Annotated in this window: 18 protein-coding genes; 10 read left to right on the forward strand and 8 right to left on the reverse strand. The window is 42.8% G+C overall.

What is annotated here, in order from left to right; all coding sequences use genetic code 11:
• The first annotated feature begins 28 nt into the window (after positions 1-28).
• Positions 29-658 carry a LexA family transcriptional regulator gene (locus HMPREF1139_RS04840; protein ID WP_156795017.1) on the forward strand — a complete coding sequence of 210 codons (630 nt, stop codon included), beginning with the start codon at positions 29-31 and terminating at the stop codon, positions 656-658.
• Between the two features lie 496 nt (positions 659-1,154).
• Here the strand turns inward: HMPREF1139_RS04840 and HMPREF1139_RS04845 are convergent, their stop codons facing one another.
• The 6 genes from HMPREF1139_RS04845 to HMPREF1139_RS11710 all read right to left on the reverse strand — a co-directional run bounded on the left by HMPREF1139_RS04845 (position 1,155) and on the right by HMPREF1139_RS11710 (position 7,685).
• The gene (locus HMPREF1139_RS04845) at positions 1,155-1,796 is read right to left on the reverse strand and encodes a cupin domain-containing protein (RefSeq protein ID WP_009649980.1); all 642 of its coding nucleotides are present in this window, start codon (positions 1,794-1,796) and stop codon (positions 1,155-1,157) included.
• A 238-nt stretch (positions 1,797-2,034) separates the two neighbouring features.
• Positions 2,035-2,601 carry a DUF6882 domain-containing protein gene (locus tag HMPREF1139_RS04850; RefSeq protein WP_034966110.1) on the reverse strand — a complete coding sequence of 189 codons (567 nt, stop codon included), beginning with the start codon at positions 2,599-2,601 and terminating at the stop codon, positions 2,035-2,037.
• 75 nt (positions 2,602-2,676) lie between these two features.
• Positions 2,677-4,443 carry an AIPR family protein gene (locus tag HMPREF1139_RS04855; RefSeq protein WP_009650191.1) on the reverse strand — a complete coding sequence of 589 codons (1,767 nt, stop codon included), beginning with the start codon at positions 4,441-4,443 and terminating at the stop codon, positions 2,677-2,679.
• 58 nt (positions 4,444-4,501) lie between these two features.
• Positions 4,502-6,034, reverse strand: coding sequence for a glutamine-hydrolyzing GMP synthase (guaA, locus tag HMPREF1139_RS04860; protein ID WP_009650039.1), 1,533 nt, complete (start codon positions 6,032-6,034; stop codon positions 4,502-4,504).
• Positions 6,035-6,043: 9 nt separating this feature from the next.
• The gene (nhaD, locus tag HMPREF1139_RS04865; RefSeq protein ID WP_009650335.1) at positions 6,044-7,432 is read right to left on the reverse strand and encodes a sodium:proton antiporter NhaD; all 1,389 of its coding nucleotides are present in this window, start codon (positions 7,430-7,432) and stop codon (positions 6,044-6,046) included.
• Between the two features lie 85 nt (positions 7,433-7,517).
• Complete coding sequence (locus tag HMPREF1139_RS11710; protein WP_009650292.1) at positions 7,518-7,685, reverse strand: hypothetical protein; 168 nt, start codon at positions 7,683-7,685, stop codon at positions 7,518-7,520.
• Between HMPREF1139_RS11710 and HMPREF1139_RS04870 the strand changes: the two genes are divergently transcribed.
• The 5 genes from HMPREF1139_RS04870 (at position 7,674) to HMPREF1139_RS11545 (ending at position 13,745) form a co-directional block, all read left to right on the forward strand.
• Positions 7,674-8,120 (forward strand): hypothetical protein, encoded by a 447-nt coding sequence (locus tag HMPREF1139_RS04870; protein ID WP_232048287.1) that lies wholly within the window; start codon positions 7,674-7,676, stop codon positions 8,118-8,120. The genes HMPREF1139_RS11710 and HMPREF1139_RS04870 overlap by 12 nt on opposite strands.
• Positions 8,110-9,933: an excinuclease ABC subunit UvrC gene (uvrC, locus tag HMPREF1139_RS04875; protein WP_034966113.1), complete on the forward strand. Its 1,824-nt coding sequence runs from the start codon at positions 8,110-8,112 to the stop codon at positions 9,931-9,933. Before HMPREF1139_RS04870 ends, uvrC begins: the two co-directional genes overlap by 11 nt.
• Positions 9,920-10,663: a hypothetical protein gene (locus HMPREF1139_RS04880; protein ID WP_009650322.1), complete on the forward strand. Its 744-nt coding sequence runs from the start codon at positions 9,920-9,922 to the stop codon at positions 10,661-10,663. The genes uvrC and HMPREF1139_RS04880 overlap by 14 nt, the downstream gene beginning before the upstream one ends.
• The gene (locus HMPREF1139_RS04885; protein ID WP_009650206.1) at positions 10,664-13,525 is read left to right on the forward strand and encodes an ATP-binding response regulator; all 2,862 of its coding nucleotides are present in this window, start codon (positions 10,664-10,666) and stop codon (positions 13,523-13,525) included.
• 67 nt (positions 13,526-13,592) lie between these two features.
• Complete coding sequence (locus HMPREF1139_RS11545; RefSeq protein ID WP_156795018.1) at positions 13,593-13,745, forward strand: hypothetical protein; 153 nt, start codon at positions 13,593-13,595, stop codon at positions 13,743-13,745.
• A 20-nt stretch (positions 13,746-13,765) separates the two neighbouring features.
• Here the strand turns inward: HMPREF1139_RS11545 and dnaJ are convergent, their stop codons facing one another.
• Positions 13,766-14,878 carry a molecular chaperone DnaJ gene (gene dnaJ, locus HMPREF1139_RS04890; protein ID WP_009650327.1) on the reverse strand — a complete coding sequence of 371 codons (1,113 nt, stop codon included), beginning with the start codon at positions 14,876-14,878 and terminating at the stop codon, positions 13,766-13,768.
• A 121-nt stretch (positions 14,879-14,999) separates the two neighbouring features.
• Between dnaJ and HMPREF1139_RS04895 the strand changes: the two genes are divergently transcribed.
• Genes HMPREF1139_RS04895 through HMPREF1139_RS04910 form a run of 4 tightly spaced genes read left to right on the forward strand, consistent with a single transcriptional unit; the run spans position 15,000 to position 18,061 of the window.
• Positions 15,000-15,671, forward strand: a complete 672-nt coding sequence (locus tag HMPREF1139_RS04895) for a response regulator transcription factor (RefSeq protein WP_009650363.1) — start codon at positions 15,000-15,002, stop codon at positions 15,669-15,671.
• Positions 15,668-16,930 (forward strand): ArsS family sensor histidine kinase, encoded by a 1,263-nt coding sequence (locus HMPREF1139_RS04900; protein WP_009650054.1) that lies wholly within the window; start codon positions 15,668-15,670, stop codon positions 16,928-16,930. The genes HMPREF1139_RS04895 and HMPREF1139_RS04900 overlap by 4 nt, the downstream gene beginning before the upstream one ends.
• Positions 16,927-17,499, forward strand: a complete 573-nt coding sequence (gene recR, locus HMPREF1139_RS04905) for a recombination mediator RecR (RefSeq protein ID WP_009650118.1) — start codon at positions 16,927-16,929, stop codon at positions 17,497-17,499. Before HMPREF1139_RS04900 ends, recR begins: the two co-directional genes overlap by 4 nt.
• Before the next feature lies 1 nt (position 17,500).
• A complete protein-coding gene (locus HMPREF1139_RS04910) occupies positions 17,501-18,061 on the forward strand; it encodes a hypothetical protein (RefSeq protein ID WP_009650254.1) in 561 nt (186 codons plus the stop codon).
• 42 nt (positions 18,062-18,103) lie between these two features.
• Here the strand turns inward: HMPREF1139_RS04910 and pyk are convergent, their stop codons facing one another.
• Positions 18,104-19,555, reverse strand: coding sequence for a pyruvate kinase (gene pyk / locus HMPREF1139_RS04915; RefSeq protein WP_009649954.1), 1,452 nt, complete (start codon positions 19,553-19,555; stop codon positions 18,104-18,106).
• Positions 19,556-19,678: the final 123 nt, after the last annotated feature.

Below are 19,678 nucleotides of genomic sequence, written 5' to 3' on the forward strand. Positions count from 1 at the left end.
ATTTTTGTAAAAAATCTAGGAGTTTTGTATGGCAATAAGCGAAATAATGGATAGAATTTATGAAGTTGTTGGAGTAAAAAATAGGAATCAATTATCTGCAAAAATCAATAAAACACCATCCACAATAGCTGGCTGGTTCGAAAGAGACAAAATTCCTATGGATGTTATATATAAAATAGCTGATGAGTATAATACCAGCATAGATTATTTGGTGGATGGTATTCGTAAAAACGAATACTACGATATAACTGATGGCTACTGGATCAAAAAACTTAGCCAAAAAGTAGGGGCAGGGACTAGTATAGATATAGCTGAGGTTGATATTGTGGATGACGATAAATTTTTCGTACCTGCTGCCTTTTTTAAAACCATAATGAAAAATGAAAAGTTGCGTATGGCTCAAGTTGATGGATGTTCTATGGAGCCTATGCTGCATCCTGATGATTGGGTTATTTTTGAAAAAACAAAAGAATTCAGGGGTGATGGACTATATGTGATCATGTATAATGACAATCTTATGGTTAAAATTTTACAAAAAACGCCAAGAGGCAACCTGTATATAAAAAGTATCAATGAGAACTACGAAAGCTTTGAGCTGGATGAGAACACTTGCGAATGTTGTTATATAATAGGTAAAGTCATTAAATGTATTATCTAAAATCAACCTTAAAATGATGATTAATCAAAGAGACGCATTTTTTTAAGTTTTAGATAGTTTTTTGCTTATATTTTTAGATGATGATTAAGTTAGAAGCCATAAAATCGATTTTTGGTGGTATTAGTCATCATTAAGTTTGATTAATCATCATTTTTTGCTAAATTTTGATGATTAATCGTCATTTTTTTGCTTTTTACAACTAAATTTTCTGAGAACCTTAAGCCAAAATCATCAAAATTTAGCAAGCAATAGGATTTTTTTTGGGATGAATTTTGGAACGCTTTAAACACCCTTTAAAGTGCGTTTATTCGGACTTTATCTGCGCTTGCGGCATTAAAAAATTTCCTTAAATTCGGGACAAATGGGTCGTTTTGGGATAATAGGGATTTTTACCTCAGCTGAATTCTTGCATTACAACTGAGAGTGAGAGCCTTTTAAGAGCCTATTTTAGGGGTTTTAAAAAAATGCACGCTAAATTTTTTCACTCTCATTTTCTTTACCCCCTCACAGTTACGATAAGTAGCATTTTAAATTTATCAGCGATCTTTAACGCATGCGGGATCTTGCCCGGCAGCACGATAGTATCGCCCTTTTTGATGTCAAAGTGCTCATCGCCGATCGTTAGCTTCATCTCACCATCAAGTGCCACGAGTAGCGCATCGCCGGGAGCTGCGTGAGTGCTGAGCTGCTGGTCTTTTGAAAACGAGATGAGCGACATTGAGCCATTTTCATTTTTGACAAGCGTCTTGCTCACGATCTTGCCCTCCTCGTATGCCACCGCATCCACCAAGCTAAAAACGCTCGCCTTTTCTAAATGCTCTATCATCAAATCCTCCTTAAAATCGATTGAGACGTATTTCGTCGGTTTGTTAAACACCAGCTTTCGCCAGACCTTTTTCTCAATGAGGCACGCCGCCTCGTCCGTGAGCGTGAAATTTCGTTCGCCGTAAAGCAAGCTCGCCTCACCCTCGACGACCCACGAAAGGCTGTCGCAAAAGAGCATCTCGTGATCAAGCTCCTCGCCCGCATCCATTGCGAAAACATCGACGTGAGCGTTCTCACATTCAAAAAGTCGCTTGCTGACGACACTTTTTGCGACAATCTTCGTGTCATTTTTCAGGTTGTAAATTTTACTCATTTTTCACCCTTTCATAAAATTTACAAGGCATTTTAGCGAAAAAATTTTTAGATTTTATTGATAGAGATTATCTTTTATTTATGTGAAAATATACGTAAATTATATGGGTTTACGACGATTTCATCGTCGTTTTTAGTGCTTTGGAAGCGATTTATTTTAATAATAGATTATTTTAGTGAAGCAAGATTGCTAGTATTTTTATGAAAAATACTTTTACTCACTGCACATTAAGCTTTATTTATGAAATCTTTAGTACTTTTATGCGGTAAATTTCGCCGATTCGCTCAAATTCTACTCTCAAACCCTGCTCAAAACGTGCAACCAAAACATCTCCGTCCCACTCATAGGCCGTGCCGTTTGCTGCCAAAAAGCTCTCGATGAGAATTTTATGATCCAGCTCAAATCTTTCGATGCATCTCATTAAAATTTCAGCCACCTTGTGCACATTTGTCATGTGAGCAAAGACATCTTCGGGTGCGTCTAGTACCGCTACAAACGCCGCTCCACCATCATACGGACATCTGTAATAAAATAAATTTTGCTCGCTTAGCCCGCACGCAACTGTCGCCAGGGTATTTCCGTTGATAGTGTCAGTTAGCTCAAACTGCTCTGTCACAAGCTCGCTTACGCCCCAAATTTCGCCCTTATTTTTTGCATTTTTGGCGACTTCTAAAAGGCTCTCATCAAAGCCATTTATGTTATTAAAGCCCCACATCCACGTGTTTGAGCTGTCTGACTCACTGCCAAGAAATGAAAATTTATACACGTCAGAGCCAAATTTTATGAGTCCAGTTTCAAAGCTGATGCTTCTGTCTTGCTTTTTTGGCGATAGTTCTGTTCTGCAAACTTATCTTGTTATTAAAAACCCATATTATAAAGGTTATGTTACTTTATGTATCCTACCATCTAACCCAGTAGTAATAAATTTACTAAACTCTGTTTGCTTAGATATATTTACAATTGTTTGAGAGCTAGTTTTATTATACTTCTCATACTCTTCTATTATATTTATTAAAATATTTACAGAATCTCGAACCATATTTGTATCTATTCTTTCTATTAATCGTTCATCTTCAAGATCTTTAGAGATAGGGTTAATATTTGATGTTAATTTACTTACCAAAACTCTAGCTATATGAAATTTAAATAACTTAATTATTTCTTCCATTTTAGGATTATCTTTAAAGTTTTTATCTAATATAATCGTCTTTAGTTCCTTTTCTACCTTTTTATAAATTAGGACAGAATTTAGATATACCTGGAAACTAATTGAATCACTAAAAATATTACGATAATCCTCGTCCTTTTTTATTAGTACAGTTGGGTTAGATCTTGCTCTTGATGGATTTTTTTCAGGCAATATAAGAGAAATTATACATTGAGATAACAGGTTAATTGATACAATTTTGTCTATGGGCTTCCCCAAATTTTTATAGTAATTCTTTCTTCTATCATAGTAATACCCCTTAGATTCAAAATATTGCTCCATATCTCTTTGAATATTATCAGTTGCCCTTAAAACACTCGAAGGAATTGTGTTTTGTGAATTGGTTGTTCTTATAATTTTATCTATAATAGGCTTTTGATCACATATAATTATTTTAACAAATAAACTTCTGTCATCACATGTATTATATATATCGCTTTCTTTAAGTGAATTATAGATTGAATATGAAGTTTGTAACCCATTAACAATCTGAATATTTTTTAGCGATAGTCTTTTACCAATTTGGCTACTATCTTTCCCTGCAATTATTGTAATTCCATTATTGAGCCACCAAAAATCAATACCTGTATCTTCTTTTATTGATTCCTCAATTTCACTATTAACCGTAGTGCTATTTTGATAATCCCTTACATTACTATCAAAAAGATATTTTCTTATATTGCCATTATCCACAATAAAATCATAATAATTTTTTAAACTAACTAAGGCTATATATCCAATATTATTATCACCAAATTCTAGCGTAAGCGGGGAATCTTTTAAAACTAGGTCTATTGAGTATTCTGGTTTTTTATAGCTTAAGTTTTTTAATTCTTCACCGCCAATAAAATTATATTTGATGTCTAATCTGCTTATGTTGGATTCTCCAATGGTTTTCTTTAAATTTTCAACTTTACTCCAATATGACGCGTTGTCCTCAATATCTTTTGAGTTAGCCTTAGAAATATGGTTTATTATAAACTCAATATTTATTCCATAGGATGCGGTTTTTAATATAATATCCCTTAATAAGCCAATTTTATCCTTAAGCGAGTTATTCCACCCCTTTAGCTCAGTATTATCAAAGTCAAGCATGTCTTTAAATGCATTATTAAATTTTAGGACAACATCTTCTTCTATTTTATACTGGTTTTTATATTGGTGAAAATATACTCTCAATAAACCATTTCTTTTCCCCTTAATTTCTTCAGCTTGGTTAATTAGTTCTCCGTCTAAAAAAATATAAAACCCATCTATTCCATTATCATTTGAATCTCCAATCAATCCTGTTTCTAGTTCCTCTTCATCCAAATTTTCATCTTTCAACAATTGTTCTGCCGCAAAATATTCAAAAATTTTACTGTCATCGGTTTTACTCAAGTTATCCTTATATTGCTTCAGTATTTCTTCCAAAATAACATTTTTATTTTTATTTGCCATACATAATCCTCTAATTTACTATAATTATTATCTAAATATCTTATCGATACTTACACATTTATTCCCACTCGATCGTCGCAGGTGGCTTGCTAGAAATGTCATACACCACGCGGTTGATGCCCGCTACTTCGTTGATGATGCGGCGAGAGATGTTTTCCAGTAGTTCGTATGGCAGTCTCGAGAAGCTTGCCGTCATACCATCGCTCGCATCCACGACGCGCACACAAACGGCGTTTTCATACGTGCGGTTATCGCCCATGACACCGACAGAATTTACATTTAATAGCACGCAAAACGCCTGCCACGTTTTGTTATACCAGCCGCTACTTTTTAGCTCGTCACGCAAGATCACGTCGGCTTTTCGCAGCAGTTCAAGGCTTGGGGTATTCACTTCGCCCATTATGCGTATGGCAAGCCCTGGCCCTGGGAAAGGATGGCGGAAAACAAGCTCCTTTGAAAGCCCCAGCTCAAGCCCTAGCTGGCGCACCTCGTCTTTAAAAATTTCACGTAGCGGCTCAATGAGCTCAAAGCTCATCCACTCCGGTAGTCCGCCCACGTTGTGGTGGCTTTTTATCGTCTTTCCTGCACCTACGACCGAGCTTTCGATGATGTCGGTATAAAGCGTGCCTTGCGCGAGAAATTTCACGTTATCGTGCTTTTTGGCTTCTTTTTCAAAAATTTCGATAAACGTCTCGCCGATGATTTTGCGCTTTTTCTCGGGCTCCGTTACACCCGCAAGGCGTTCAAGGAAAATTTTACTCGCGTCAATGCTAACTAGCTCCACGCCAAGCTTCGTCCTAAATGTCGCCTCGACCTGCTCGCGCTCACCTGTTCGCAAAAGCCCATTATCTACAAAAACAAGTATCAAATTTTGCGGTATCGCAGCCGCCAGAAGTGCCGCCACGACCGAGCTATCCACACCGCCACTGACCGCGCAGAGCACCTTTTTGTTGCCGACAGTTTCTTTTATTTTAGCGATTTGCGTTTTGGCAAAGCTTCCCATATTCCACGTGCTTTCACATCCGCAGATAAATTTGGCGAAATTTTTCAAAATTTGCGTGCCAAACTCGCTGTGCTGCACCTCGGGGTGAAACTGCAACGCATAAAATTTACGCTTGTCATCGCCAAAAACGCAGTAAGGCGAATTTTCGCTTATCGCCAACGCTTCAAAGCCGTTTGGCAGGTTTTTGACGTAATCAGCGTGGCTCATCCATACGATCTGCTTGCTCGGCGTATCGGTAAAAAGCGGATGAGATTTTAGTAAATTTAGCTCGCCCTTTCCGTATTCTTTCTGGCTCGCGGGTGCGACCTGAGCGCCAAAGACGTGAGCCATGAGCTGCATGCCGTAGCAGATACCAAGCACCGGCAAACCAAGCTCAAAAATCCCTTCATCACAAAAATACGCGTCGCTGGCATAAACGCTCGCTGGCCCGCCGCTAAGGATAATGCCTTTTGGCTTTTTCGCCTTGATCTCGTCAAGCTTTACGCTAAATGGCAAAATTTCGGTATAAACGCCTTGTTCGCGCAGTCTGCGAGCGATGAGCTGAGTGTACTGCGAGCCAAAGTCCAAAACGATAATAGTGTTGTTCATCAAAAACCCTTAAAAATAAATATGTAAAATTTCAAACTGCACGTACCAAACCACGAGCGATACGATATAGCCGGTCACTACCGTCCATGCGTGCTTCATATGCGCGCCAAAGGTGTAAATTCCTTTTAGTTTGCCCATGACGCCCACACCAGCTGCCGAGCCAAAGCTGATCATCGAGCCTCCGATGCCCGCGGTCAAGGTCACTAGCAGCCACTGGCTCATGCTCTCTGCCGTGTCCGCACCCATTACGGGATTTGACTTTAGCACCGCCGACATCACAGGGACGTTATCGACGATGGCTGAGAGGAAGCCAACGCCTATATTCACGGCTGTCGCACCAAATTTATCATAAAGCGAAACGGCATAGTTTAAAAATCCGACAAAATGCAGCGCACCGACGGCGGCTAAAATTCCGAAAAAGAAAAACAGCGTGTCGTTCTCGATCTTTGACATATAGGTAAAAACGTGCATCGGCTCTTCGTTTTTGTTCATTTTTTTGTAGATATAAGTATAAAGGCTAAGTAGCGAGAAGCCAAACATCATGCCCCACATCGCAGGCAGATGAAAGAGCTGATGCATCATGACGGCTGAAAAAATAGTAAATGCACCCAGCGCTATGACGACCTTACCGCCTTTTTTGATGACTACCTTCGGCTCTTTGGTCGCATCAAAATGAGGCGCACCGTCCGGTACTATACGAGAGAGCAGATAGGCTGTAACGAACCAGCCGATGAACGAAGCAGGGAAAAGCGCGAAAAAGTCCAAAAACGGAGCTTTGCCAGCCGCCCAGACCATCAACGTCGTGATATCGCCAAATGGGCTCCACGCACCGCCTGCGTTTGCGGCTACGACGATGTTTATCGCACCTGCGACGAGGAAATTCGTGCTGTGTCTATCGATCGTGATGAGCACGGTAGAAAGTATTAGCGCGGTAGTCAGGTTGTCAGCGACCGGGCTTATGAAAAAGGCTAAAATTCCGGTCAGCCAGAAGAGCCTTTTGTAGGTGTAGCCTTTTGAGACGAGATTGTATTTTAGCGCGTTAAATACGTCCCTTTCGATGAGAGCCTCGATGTAAGTCATCGCGACCATCAAGAAAAATATGATCTGAGCGATCTCGAGGATCAAATGATCGACCTCGTGCTGAAGCGGATGCACGTCCATGCCGTTTAAAAGCATATAAAGGCCGATCAGCAAAAACATGAAAGTGCCGATAAATATCGCGGGCTTTGCCTTATTTATGTGAAAATTCTCTTCCGTCGCGATAAAAAAATATCCCACGACAAATACTATAAGCGATAAGATCCCGACCCACGTCGTAGCTAAATTCACGCTCTCGCCCACCTCGTCCGCGCCGAACGCAAGCGCAAAAAATAAGCCCAAAAGCCCCAATATCCTCATTTACTCTCCTTTAAATTTAAAAAATTCATGTATTTTACTTAAACAAGGCTGAATACGCTATTAAGCCAAGCTTAAATTTAGACCCCTAAAGATTGTTGATCTTCTCGACCTTTTTCTCTTTTTGCGGCTTCGTGCCTTCATCATAAAACGGATCGTCCTTGTATCCGCAGCCCGTAAAAACGACCATCGAGAAAATTAATACAAAAAATGCTAAAATCGCCCTATGAAAGACGCCAAATTTTTGATCGAACATATTTATGAAAATCCTTTGTTTAAAAAGTTGAAAAATGCAAACGAATGCCGCGAGCTCGTGTCTTTGATGAGTAGAGCGCATCAAAATTTGATAGCCTTTTGCTACGTCCGCACGAACGTGCTGTTTTTCGCGCTAAAGCACCCGCTAGCACTTCAAGAGCTTAAGCGCGATAGTAATATATTTATGATAAAAGGCTTATTAAGAGCTTTCGTGAGAGTAAATGCCGCGAGCATATTCGCCCCTGTGAGCGAGGTGAAATTTTTCGTGAGCAATAGCCTGAAATTTAAGCCCCAAACGACGCAACCCAGTAAAATTTTACGTCCGAAAGCCAGAGGAGAGTTTGAAAATTTTGCACGAGATGAAATTTTGCACGAAAAATTTGAAGAGATAAGAGCGATAATAGTCGCTAGAAATGCGAAATTCAGTGCTGATTGACGAGATCAGGTCGCTACCTAGTTTAAGCGGCGTTTATCAGTATTTCGACAGCCAAAACCGCCTGCTTTACGTCGGCAAGGCTAAAATTTTAAAAAATCGCGTCAAGAGCTATTTTAAATTTACACCCGAACTGGCCGCGTCCGACAAGGTCAGCCCCCGCATAGCCAAGATGATAAGCGAGGCCGTGCATCTTGAATACATCGTGACCCCAAGCGAGGCCGACGCGCTGATACTTGAAAACTCCTTTATCAAGCAGCTAAAGCCAAAATACAACATCTTGCTGCGAGACGACAAGACCTATCCGTATATTTTCATAAATTTAAACGACGAATTCCCTCGATTCGAGATCACCAGAAAGGTCGTCAAAGGCTCGAATATCCGCTATTTTGGGCCGTATTTCAGCGGAGCTGGCGAGCTACTGGAGGCACTTTATCTAAATTTCAACCTCGTTCAAAAAAGCTCTTGCGTCAAGGGCAAAAAGGCCTGTTTGTTCCACCAGCTGGGGCGCTGCTGCGCTCCTTGCGAGGGCAAAATTTCAAAAGAAGACTACGACAAGATCGTGCAAGACGCCCTCGCCGCCCTTCAAAACCCAAACCTACTCATAGCCCGTCTTGAAGAGCTGATGCATAGCTACGCCAAGGCTGAAAATTTCGAGCAAGCCGCCGCTACGCGCGATAAGATAGAGACGCTAAAAAACATGCAGACAAAGGTCGAAGTGGATCTAGCAAAGCTCGAGGACTTCGAGGCTTACGCCGTAGTCAGTGACAAAAATATGCTTTGCGCGGTGCGTTTTAGCGTGCAAAATGGTAAGATAAACGGCGTAAAAACGACTATCGCAGGGGCAAAGGGCAGCACCGACGAGGATGTGAGCGAAGCGTATAGGCACATCATATTAGAGAGCTTCCCTGCGGGTCAGCCAGTCACCACGGGCAAAATTTACACCCTAAAAAGCTTTGAAGACGCGGGGCTAGTAGAGCAGATACTAAATGAAAGACACAAGAGGAAATTTAGTATCGTCTCTCCAAAAATAGGCGACAAGCGCAAAATCTGCGAGATAGCAGCCAAAAACGCGGAAGTGAGCATAAGCAAATATCTAAAAACGCACGATAATAGGCTGCTTGAAGAGATCAAAGAGTATTTTTCTTTGACGCATACGCCTTATGTCATCGAAGCTTTTGACAACTCGCATCTTTTTGGCGAAGCAAACGTCGCTGCGATGATACGTTACTCGCAAGGAGAGTGGGATAAAAGCGGCTACAGGCACATGCACGTAAAGGCGAAAAACGACTACGAACAGATGAAAGAGAGCCTGATAGCTCGCGCTTTGCGCTTTGACAAGCTTAGCCCGCCCGATCTTTGGCTCATCGACGGAGGCGAGGCACTTTTGAATTTAGCCCGCGAAATTTTAGCCAGCCACGGAGCAAATGTCGATGTGATCGCCATCGCAAAAGAAAAGATAGACGCCAAAGCTCACCGCGCAAAGGGCGAGGCAAAAGATAAAATTTACACGCCAAACGGCACATTTAGCCTAAGTCCGAACGACAAAAAGCTGCAATTTTTCCAAAAACTGCGCGACGAGAGCCACCGCTTCGTCATCAGCTTTCATAGGAAAACGCGCCAAAAAGAGGAGCTACAAAGCTCGAAGCTATCGCGCCTTGGCATATCGCCCGGCAGCATAGCTAAATTAATCGGCTTTTATGGAAGTTTTGATAAAATCCACGAGGCCGACCTGGACGAGATCGCAAAGGTCACAAACAAAAGCGTAGCGCAAAAGCTCGCTATCATGAGAGGAGACGTAAATGATCGTTTATGATAAATTTTATAAAATTTCAGGTATGAGCAAAAGAGCGCTTGAAATTTTAAAATATAACGACGCGAACGACTTTCTATCGGTTCATAACGACCTTGACGAGATAGCGATGAACTACCAAAAAGATGAAAATTCAAGCTTTATGCAAAGCCTGCTAAATAGAGCACCAGAGGGCATAAATTTAAGCCTAAAAGCCAAAGACGGTCAAATACTGAGCGTAAAAGCCGTCCCAAATGAAATTTTGATGACAAATAAAGATAAAATTTACGAGCTGGAGCTGACGCTAAACGAGGAGATCCCAAAAGCCCTCGCAAACGACACCGCTAAAGAGCAGCCGATCTTGCGTATGCCTCTACTTTGGGGCAACGGCATGCAAAGATCCGGCGCAAAAGAGCAAGCCGTGCTCGATGATAAATGGTTCGAGCAAACGAGGGAATTTTTAAATTTAAACAGCGTGGACTTCGCATCGTATCTAGCGCTGCTCGCAAAAGGCGTGCAAAGCTACTTGATCGCACTTCAAAACGCCATCGTCGCAAGAGATAAACTAAGCATAAAAAAGATCGTAACGACACTAAAAGAGCCCGCGACGAATCTACGAGTGAGCGCCCTCGTCAAGATCTACGACTCCTTAGAAAATAGCGACTCGATAGACTTCGCCGCGTTCATCGCCGGCATAAACGAGCGCGTATACGAGCTAAACAAGCTCGCGAACAAATATCAAGGAAAGGCATAAATGAAGCTGCGAAATTATACGCTTTTACTCCCGATCCTCGCCGTAGCCGCCATCAGCGCGTATATGAGCTATGAATTTTTAGGAGACATCGCCCTATCAAAGCGCCTAAACAGCGATATAAACAAACATTTTTTACTCAAAAACACGACAAGAGCGGTCATTTTAGAGCATAAAGCAGAGCTTGATTACTCAAGCGATGCGTCTGCAGAAAATATGAGAATTTTAGAAAAAGATCGCGCATTTGCCGATAAGGTCGTGCTGGAGCTAAAAAATTCAGCCCAAAAATCAAACCAAACGGACGAACTCGTAAAAAAGATACAAAGCCTAAGGCAAAACTCCAAGCAAGAGCACCAACTATATATGAACTCGTTTTTTTACTTTTTCGAGCGTATAAACGCCGTGGTAGCCGGCGATCTTGCATTGATGGATAAAATTTCAGACCCTCAAAGCAAAATTTACATCACTACGCTAGATCTCATCCACTCTGATCTAAACGCCCTGAATGCGTCATTGTATCACATCTCGCAGGCGCTGCAAAACGGCGAAACGATAAGCGGCAAAAACGTCAAAAAAGATCTCGCTCCTATTAGCGCCGATACCTTTGGTGCGGGGCTACTGCCACAAGAGAGCAAGGCGCACATAAGCGAGCTACTTAGCGCCAAGCAAAGCGCCGACACGCACGAGCTAAACGAGCTGCGCTCTAAGGTCTTTAACGATGATGGATATGAAATTTCACAGCAAGATATGCTGATACTAGATACCCTTGAGCAAGAAAAATTCATGCTTTTGCTAGATATCTCTGACGTAGTCGCTAAGGATCTGCAAGCTAGAAACGAGGTCTTTAGCACCCAGGCGTATTATAAATTTTCGCTTGCCGTGTTGATAACCTTTGGACTGCTTTGTTGCGCTATTTTACTCGCCAAAAAGCTAAAAGAGCTTGAGAGTATAGGCTCTAAGATCAGATACGTCCAAGAGGAAATTTTAAAGCAAGAACGCTGCGACTACGCACAAACGCTGCAAAATTTCATAAATTTCAATAAAGAAATTTTAGGCAAATATGAGCGCATAGGCACGTTCAATAAAATAAAAAATAGCTATTTGATGCGCCTAAACAAGGCTTTAAAGTCAAAATACAAGCAAAATTTACAAAGCTTAGCCTTTTTACGAAAGACCTATGCCTCGAGCGATCAGATAAAGGCGATAGATATCTTGGAGGAAAACAGCGCGTCGGTATCGCTAAATTTTGAAAATATAAAAAATGTCATAGATATAGAAAATTCCGACCTTGAGCTAAACGTGGTGAATTTCGATCCGCAAATCACCTTTAAAAGCGTGCTGGAATCCAAGATCTCAGATATGACCGACAAAAAAATAAACTTCGTAACCTACATAGACCCAAGCCTAAACAGCATGCTCGAAGGCGACGAGAGCAAGATAAAGACCGCCGTCTCAAACCTCATCATAGGAACCTTGTATCAGTGCAATCCATACGCAAACATCATCGTAGAGATCAAAGATCAGACCAATAATGTGCAATCAGGCGTGACGAGCCTTTGCGTGAGCGTGAAAAACAATGCCGACGCGATGAGCAAGGAGCAAATAGACGCGCTTTTAGACGCGGATGAAGATCACGAAAAAAATGCAAACGAGCTTGAGCTTTATATAAATATCGCAAATATGTATCTAGGGCTCATGGATAGCCGCCTAGCCATCGACAGCACGCAAGGCGTGGGCAATGAATTTAGATTTGTCTTAAAGCTGGCTAGAAAAGAAAAGGTCGAAATTTTAAGGTATGATAAAAAGCTAAAAATAGGCTTCGTCCTAGATACAAATGCCGAATACAACGCATTTATCGCCAAAATGTTAAACGATCTTGGTATAAAATTCGAAAGCATATCAAACCTCAAAAACCTAAGCGAGCCACAAAAATACGACACGATCTTGATGCGCGAAGGCAAAAACGCACCAAGCGGGCTTAAAAACCTAGCCATCATAAAAGACCCGCTCACGCCTATCCGCCTCCTACAAAAGCTCTCAAATAACGCATCGCCCGGATATTCGCAAAAATTTATCATCACAAAGCCGCAGATCTTGATATGCAGCGCAAACGCCCTAAGCCTCGAGATGCTAGCATATGCCTTCGAACTTTACAGCGTCGAGCTCACGCTAAAAAGCGGCTACGACGAGCTAGCTGACACACTAAAAAATAAGCATTTTGACCTGATCTTTACAGATATGTCGCTTTGCAAAGACGATATAACGCACTTTGCGAATAAATTTAAAAAACTAAAACATACGACGCAAAATGCGCAAACCAAGACAATCGGCATCGTATCAAACACTAGCGACGTCTCGATGCGGCAAGTGATGGAAAATTTCGACGAGTGCGTCAAAAAGCCGATCGATACGCGGGCTTTGACGACGCTTTTGGATAAATTCATACCAAATTTTAAAAATTTCGTTATCAGAGAGTGCGTCCTCATAAAAAACGAGGATATCATACTTTGCAAAAAGAGCGACATCGAAAATAAAATTTTCGGTGCGGCGCTCGGGGAATTTGGTAAAAATTTAAGCATAGCAAAAGGATTTGGCGAGCTGGTCTCAAAGATGAGCGAAAAGCCTTTTGGGCTGATATTAGTCGATGAGAGCGTAGCGGACTTTGACATGGACGCGCTTTTAGGCATAGCGGAGACGTTTAGGGAGCGCTTTAGCGTAGATGCCAGGATGCTTGTTTTTAGCGATAAGTCGTATCAAAGCCACGCAAAAAGCTATATAAAGGCGCTTTCACCGCATATCAGCAAGATCGAGCTAGCAAACGTCATCAAAAACGAGCTAAACGATATGGGTAAAGCGCGGTCGTGATGTCTTGTAAATAGCCGTACTTGCAGTAAATTTCAGTCGTCTTGGCGGCAAGGGTTAGCCGCTTTGCTTGCTAGAGTATGCAGATGAGAGCAACATCCATGTAAGTGAAGCTAGGCTCATAGCAAATTTGCCAAGCTACGAACGAAGCGAAGCAAAGTGTCGCCGCTCCTCCTATTTGGCTACAGATAAAAAGAGCCAACTTAAAAAATCAACGCCTTAACCACGTAAATAAAGCAAATTTTAGCCTTTAAACCAGTTTTTTATCTTATCAAAAACGCTTTGGTTATCGCCCACGCTCGAGCCGCTTTTTATCTCGAAGCTATCTTGAAGTTTTTTTAGCAGTTCCTCTTGCTCTGCGGTCAGCTTTTTAGGGTTTTGTATGGAGATTTGCACGATGAGCCTGCCGATATGCTTTGAATTCACGCCTTTCACGCCCTCGTTTTCAAAAATGAACTGCTGTTTGTCTTTTGCACCGATAGGCAGCTTTAGCTCGGTTTTGCCGCGAAGCGTAGGTATCGTTATGCTCTCGCCAAGCACGGCTTGCGTGAAAAACACCGGGACCTCGATATATACATCGTCGTTGTGACGGACAAAATACTCGTCCTCTTTGACACTTATACTCACGTAAAGATCGCCTACATCGCCGCGAGGGCTCACATTGCCCTTGCCGGCTATTCGCATACGCATGCCGCTATCCACGCCTTCAGGGATGTTTATTTTTAGGCTTTGTTCCTCTTCTTGATAGCCGCTAGTGCCGCAAGTCGGGCATTTCTCCGCTGCGACCTCACCAGTGCCGTTGCAATACGGGCACTCCTGCACGATACTCATAAAGCCATTTCCGCGTGAAATTTGCCCTCTGCCACCGCAGTGTTTGCAGGTTTGTTTTTTGCCGTCCTTGCTACCGGTCCCGTGACAGTCGGGGCATGGCGTCTTGTGCGAGTATTTTATCTCTTTCTCGCAGCCAAAGACCGCCTCGTGAAATTCTATCGTTATCGGGATCTCAAGATCTACCGGGTACTTGTCCGCGCTTTTACGCCTGCCGCCGCTCCTACCTGCAAAATCCCCGAAGAACGAGCTAAATATATCCGAGATGTCAAAATCAGCGCCAAATCCGCCAAATCCCGATACGCCACTTAGCCCCTCTTTGCCGTATCTGTCGTAAATTTCACGCTTTTTATCGTCGCTTAAAACCTGATACGCTTCATTTACCAGCTTAAATTTATCTTCCGCCTCTTTATTTCCGGCGTTTCTATCGGGGTGGTATTTTAGCGCCAGCTTTCTATATGCCTTTTTTATCTCATCGCCGCTGGCATTTTTGGATATCTCTAAAATTTCGTAATAATCGACTTCCACAACATTTCCTATCTAAGCTTATTTTAAATTTGACGATTTTATCCAAATTTTTATAAATTTAGAAAAAAATTTAACATTTTAGCGTATAATCACAGCCTAATCAAACAATAAAGGATACATTATGATTAACGTTTTAATGATAGAAGACGACCCAGAATTCGCTCAAATTCTGGCTGAATATCTCGATAGCTTTAATATAAAAGTAACAAATTTTGAAGACCCTTATTTAGGACTAAGCGCAGGTATCAAAAATTTCGATCTACTGATACTAGACCTCACTCTCCCTGGCATCGACGGGCTTGAGGTTTGTAAAGAGATCCGCCAAAAATACGACATCCCTATCATCATCAGCTCTGCACGCTCCGATATCAGCGACAAGGTCGTAGGGCTTCAGCTAGGAGCGGATGATTATCTACCAAAGCCATACGATCCAAAAGAGATGTATGCGCGTATCACGAGCCTTATACGCCGCTATAAAAAGACCAACGAAGTGCAAGAAGAGGTCGTAGACAGCGTCTTTAGGATAGATGAGAAACGTCATGAAATTTACTTTAACAACGAGTCCTTGACGCTCACTCCTGCAGAGTATGAAATTTTGACATATCTCATCAAACAGCACAGCTTTTCGGTATCTCGCGAGCAGCTGGTCTATAACTGCAAGAGCCTAAAAGACAAGGACTCAAAAAGCCTTGATGTCATCATCGGACGTCTGCGCACAAAAATCGGCGACAGCTCAAAAGCGCCAAAACATATATTTTCCGTAAGAGGTATAGGATATAAACTCATCGGATGAAATACTCCATCACAACCAAGATCACTATCATATTTGCGATGGCGTTCTCACTGATGTGTTTGCTTTTCGTAACGTTTGCAAACATACAGCGAGAAAGCGCGTTAGAAAAGCTACGCGACAAACAACTAAGCGCGATGAACTATCTTTTGGCACTTTACGAAAGAGCCAATCCCCCAAGAGATTTGGAACACTACTTTAAAAATTTCGGTCTTGAATACGTCGGAAATAAAAATTTAGCCACCTCGGTCGCAAACAGCGGCAGCCCGATCTTCACCAAGCACACGCCCCTTGGGATAGTGCAGTCGATGAACTACAAGGACGATCTTTACTTGCTCATAAAAAATCCCTCGTTTCAGTTGCTGCTTGAAAGCAACGAAGCTAGGCATGTGAACGACCCGCTGTGGGTCGCGTTTTTGATCGTATCGGCACTACTCATCTCGCTTTACGTTTCGGTGTTAAAAAGTCTCTTGCCGCTTAGGAAACTCAGCAAAGACATCAGGAAATTTGCCGGTGGCAACCTGGACGTCGTCATCACTACCAAATCAAGCGAAAACGTGCAAGACGAGATCGGGCAAGTCGCGATGGAATTTGACAACGCAGTTTGCAAGATCCGCGATCTCATACGCTCCAGACAGCTCTTTTTAAGAGCTATCATGCACGAGCTGAAAACCCCTATCGGCAAGGGTCGCATAGTCTCCGAGATGGTCGCGAACGATACGCAAAAGATGCGTCTCATAAACGTTTTCGAGCGACTCGAGATGTTGATAAACGAATTTAGCAAGGTCGAGCAACTACTATCTAAAAGCTACGCGCTAAACTACCAGGAGTGCCACTTTTCGCTCATTTTAGAGCAGGTCCAAGACATGCTGATGTTAGATCGCTTCGAGGAGCGTGTGACCTGCGATATAAAGGACGATGTGCTTTTGCGAGTGGATTTTCAGCTATTTAGCCTCGCGATCAAAAATTTGATAGACAACGCCCTAAAATACGCCGACGATAAAAAAGCGATCTTGGTTTGCGACAGCGACTTCATCGTCATTAAAAATTTAGGCAAAAGGCTCGAACATCCGATAGATTACTACAAGCAAGCCTTCGTTAGAGGCGAGAAGACCACCGTCGGCAGCGGCATGGGACTTGGACTATACATCATCGAGCAGATTTGCCAAATGCAAAAATTTGATCTTTTATACGAGTATGACGGTGGCTATCACTGCTTTAAGATCAGTCTGCACGCTCAAAAAAAGCTGGCTAAATCATGAAAAAAGGTCTAGAGAAATTTAACGAGCTAGTCGATGCTTTTGGCAAGCTTCCTGGCGTAGGTAAAAAATCAGCCGCCAGATTCGCCTACTTTGTAAGCATGCAAGACAGCTTCGCGGGGCTCAGACTGGCTCAGTGCATCGAGGATGCGGCCAGGTTTATAAAGCGCTGCGAGAGATGTGGCGGGCTTAGCGAAAATGAAATTTGCGACATTTGCGCCGACGAAGCGCGAGATAAAAGCATGATAGCCATCGTCGAAAGCCCTAGAGATATCTTGGTCTTCGAGCAAAACGGGATCTACGAAGGGCTTTATTTCGTGCTTGACGAGATAGATGATGGCGCTATAAATAGGCTAAAAAGCATGATCGAGCTAAATAAAGCCACCGAGATCATATTTGCCTTTACGCCGGGCCTTAACACTGACGCCTTGATGCTTTACGTCGAGGATAAGCTTGGCATGAGTGAGCTGAAATTTAGCAAGATCGCCCAAGGCGTACCTACCGGGGTCAGCCTCGAAAATGTCGATATGCTCTCGCTTTTAAAAGCACTTGAGAGCCGCACTAAGGCTTAAAATGCTAGGCGATGAAAATTTAAAAGAGTGCTTTTCAAATTTAGATACTCGCTTGGCCTCTCAAAAAGAGATAGAAAATTTCATGCTGAATTTACTTCAAAACTACGTTTTTGTGGTGTCTGGTAAAGAATTTGTCTTTGCCGAGATAGAGGCTTATTTTACCAGGAGCGACAAAAATACGTTCAAAAGAGTCTCGCAAGCAGGCGAGATATTTTTTCATAATTTTGGCTTTGATATATCGTTTGAGAGCTCGCTTGAGAGTAGCGGTGGGATCTTGGTGCGAAGTTTAGAGGAGCTAAAAAGCGCGAAATTTATCACAGGGCCAAGAAAATGTATGAGTGAAATTTTAAATTTAAAGACGCAAAGCCTAAATTTCTCGCTAAGGCACACGGCAAACATCCAAAAAGCTGCGGGCTTTACGGATAGGATCCGCAAGCACTCGCAAACCGAGCCGCCAAACGAACCGCGAAGGCTCATCAGTGCAGCACTTGAAAAATATCTTTTGAAAGACAGCAAAGAAGCACGCGAATACAAAAAATCTCTAAGCAGGTATCTAGCCTAAATTTCGCCACGATAATCAGCCAAATTTCCCACCAAAGCCATCTTAAGCAAGTGCGGCGTTTAGATAATATTCAAGCTGATCGTGCCTTAAAATCCTAATGAGATTCGTGCTGCCCTCGACTCCGGTCGGATATCCCGCCGTGATGAGATAGGTCTTATCGTGCTTGACAAATCCTGCGTCAAAGGCCTCTTTCACGACATTTGCAAGCAGGATGTTGAGCCTAGTTTTTTCGATCACGAGTGCAGGCGTGACGCCCCATGCCAGTGTCAGCGAGTGTGCCGTCTGCTCATCGTGCGCGATAGCGATTATATCGATGTTTGTGCGGTTTCTAGCTAGCTTGATGGCTGATTTTCCCGATCCCGTGATAGCCAAAAACGCATCCGCCTTTATACGCACGGCTAGGCTGGCTGCGCTCGATGCGACCATGTCGGTCTCGTCAAAAAATTCAAATTCGTCAAATTTGTTGTAAGGATAGATGCCTTGCGTCTGCACGATCGTCTTACTCATCGCCTCCACGACTGCGACAGGATTTTTGCCGATGGCACTCTCCTCACTTAGCATCACAGCGTCAGTACCGTCTAACACGGCATTTGCCACGTCGCTTATCTCGGCTCTAGTCGCGGTCTCGTGCTCAGCCATGCTAAGCATCATCTGTGTCGCCGTGATCACGGGCTTGCTTGCGGCGTTGGCCTTTTTGATGATCAGCTTTTGGATAGTCGGCACTCTGTAAAACGGCACCTCTATGCCAAGGTCACCGCGAGCGACCATCACGCCGTCACTTTGCTTGATTATCTCGTCGATGTTCTCGACCGCGTCAAATTTCTCTATCTTTGAAAGCACGCTTGCGCGCGAGCCAAGCTCTTTTAGGATATTTTTTGCCTTTATAACGTCGTTTGCGTTTTGCACAAAGCTGATAGCGACGAAATTTACCCCCTCTTTGGCGCCAAATTTCATATCCTCTTTATCTTTTTGCGTGATGATCTCGATACCCAGGGCCGTATTTGGGAAATTTACGCCTTTGTTCGAGTTTAAAACGCCATCGTTTTGTATCTGCGCCTTTACCATCTCCTCCTCAGCCTCTACGATCTTAGCGCGTATCGAGCCGTCATAAAGATAGATGTGCTCGCCCTCTTTTAAAAGCGGCAAAATTTGAGGCTGGTTGATGCAGGCGGTGTAGTGGCCCGGTGCGACTTTGGCGCCGGTGATATTTTTGGCATAGACATCGAGCCTATCGCCGGTTTTTAGCTCGAAAGGAGCTTCGAGCGCACCTATCCTGATCTTTGGGCCACAGATGTCTTGGAGTATGCCGATACGCACATTTAGTCTCTTTTCGATGTTGCGGATCTTATCGATGTTTGATTTATGATATTCGTGAGTGCCGTGGCTGAAATTTAGGCGAAATACATTCACTCCGGCCTTTACCATGCGCTCCATCGTCTCTTCATCGTCGCTGGCAGGCCCTAGAGTGGCTACTATTTTTGTCTTTTTTACCATCTTTGCTCCTTTTTTGAGCTTAAAATTTCGTGGATTATAGCACATTTTGAAGCGTTGTCATTTTGAGGGGATTTTGATACGAATATGTTGAAATTTTGATATTTTGGGCGCAAGGACGTTAAA

Source organism: Campylobacter sp. FOBRC14, from assembly GCF_000287855.1.
Lineage (GTDB): Bacteria > Campylobacterota > Campylobacteria > Campylobacterales > Campylobacteraceae > Campylobacter_A > Campylobacter_A curvus.

Coding starts and splice junctions, on each gene's coding strand:
- HMPREF1139_RS04845 (WP_009649980.1), bottom strand. CDS start 1,796: ATGAGTAAAATTTACAACCTGAAAAATGACACGAAGATTGTCGCAAAA.
- pyk (WP_009649954.1), bottom strand. CDS start 19,555: ATGGTAAAAAAGACAAAAATAGTAGCCACTCTAGGGCCTGCCAGCGAC.
- guaA (WP_009650039.1), bottom strand. CDS start 6,034: ATGAACAACACTATTATCGTTTTGGACTTTGGCTCGCAGTACACTCAG.
- HMPREF1139_RS04895 (WP_009650363.1), top strand. CDS start 15,000: ATGATTAACGTTTTAATGATAGAAGACGACCCAGAATTCGCTCAAATT.
- HMPREF1139_RS04855 (WP_009650191.1), bottom strand. CDS start 4,443: ATGGCAAATAAAAATAAAAATGTTATTTTGGAAGAAATACTGAAGCAA.
- HMPREF1139_RS11710 (WP_009650292.1), bottom strand. CDS start 7,685: ATGTTCGATCAAAAATTTGGCGTCTTTCATAGGGCGATTTTAGCATTT.
- HMPREF1139_RS04910 (WP_009650254.1), top strand. CDS start 17,501: ATGCTAGGCGATGAAAATTTAAAAGAGTGCTTTTCAAATTTAGATACT.
- HMPREF1139_RS04880 (WP_009650322.1), top strand. CDS start 9,920: ATGATCGTTTATGATAAATTTTATAAAATTTCAGGTATGAGCAAAAGA.
- HMPREF1139_RS04885 (WP_009650206.1), top strand. CDS start 10,664: ATGAAGCTGCGAAATTATACGCTTTTACTCCCGATCCTCGCCGTAGCC.
- nhaD (WP_009650335.1), bottom strand. CDS start 7,432: ATGAGGATATTGGGGCTTTTGGGCTTATTTTTTGCGCTTGCGTTCGGC.
- HMPREF1139_RS04840 (WP_156795017.1), top strand. CDS start 29: ATGGCAATAAGCGAAATAATGGATAGAATTTATGAAGTTGTTGGAGTA.
- recR (WP_009650118.1), top strand. CDS start 16,927: ATGAAAAAAGGTCTAGAGAAATTTAACGAGCTAGTCGATGCTTTTGGC.
- HMPREF1139_RS04900 (WP_009650054.1), top strand. CDS start 15,668: ATGAAATACTCCATCACAACCAAGATCACTATCATATTTGCGATGGCG.